This window comes from Lysinibacillus sp. VIII_CA (assembly GCF_049943995.1).
GTDB classification, from domain to species: domain Bacteria; phylum Bacillota; class Bacilli; order Bacillales_A; family Planococcaceae; genus Lysinibacillus; species Lysinibacillus pinottii.
Genome location: NZ_JBNFXM010000076.1, coordinates 1 through 490, shown reverse-complemented (window position 1 = coordinate 490; position 490 = coordinate 1). Strand labels below are relative to the sequence as shown.

Here is a 490-nt window from a genome sequence, read left to right as displayed (position 1 = left end):
TTTTCTATATCATCGATTGCTCCCTGAATAGTTTCACCTTCTCCATGTCCAACAACAATTGGAGCAGGCTCAGATGCTATGCCAGGATCTGAGCCCGCAACATTGGTAAATCCGAAAGCTTGAAAATATAAATGATACATTTCATTAGAATAATCTATACCAAGAGCGGTAATATAAACTTCACTTTGAATCTCCTTGGTACCTAAACAGCCGCCTAGAATAAATAATAAAGGAAAAATTAATGTCATTTTGTATGGGGAATTATAATGGGACATATAAACTCCTTTCTGCTGAAAAACAGTCAGTCTTTTATTTTAATTCTAAAGGGCATTTTTAAAAAACCTTTAATAAGATCAGGTATACTTACTTTTGAAAATGTAGAAAGGTAAGGATGCCCGAAGCTTTCTAATGAAGAGATATATGTTAAGAAAAATAAGACACTTAAAACAAAGCCATACATTCCAAAAAAGGAGGCAATTAGTAATGTTGC

Annotated in this window: 1 protein-coding gene and 1 pseudogene; both read right to left on the bottom strand. The window is 33.3% G+C overall.

What is annotated here, in order from left to right; all coding sequences use genetic code 11:
- Positions 1-275, bottom strand: a pseudogene (locus ACP3VS_RS24240) (spore gernimation protein); the annotation flags it as partial.
- A gap of 26 nt (positions 276-301) precedes the next feature.
- Positions 302-490: spore germination protein (locus tag ACP3VS_RS24235; protein ID WP_426390296.1), on the bottom strand; the 189-nt coding region annotated here is incomplete at its 5' end.